Raw genomic sequence first — 318 nt, forward strand, 5'->3', positions numbered from 1 at the left:
ACCATCGACCTCAGTCTGACTGATGTAAAAACATCTACCCTTAGCGTGGGTGATTTCAACGTCAATGGTTATACAGGCACTCCTACTGCTTACGCAGACGGCGGTCTGGCAGATAAATATGGTACTGGTGTACTTGCGGCTACTACTGCCGATATTACTGGCTCTGATGGCAACGCTTTTACCGGTGACCTTGTAAAAGATACAAACGGTAACTATTTTGTAAAAGATGCTGCTGACAAGTATTACGCTGCTTCTGTCAAAGTCGTTGATGGTTCAGCCGATGGCACAACAACTCCTCCGAGCCTCAAGGTGTCTGTA

General features: G+C 46.5%; 1 protein-coding gene. It reads left to right on the plus strand.

Annotation, left to right across the window (positions count from 1 at the left end):
- The coding region (locus Q0931_RS16695; RefSeq protein ID WP_299262111.1) for a hypothetical protein at positions 1–318 on the plus strand (318 nt) is incomplete at both ends.

The sequence above is a fragment of the uncultured Kushneria sp. genome (assembly GCF_947497025.1).
Lineage (GTDB): Bacteria > Pseudomonadota > Gammaproteobacteria > Pseudomonadales > Halomonadaceae > Kushneria.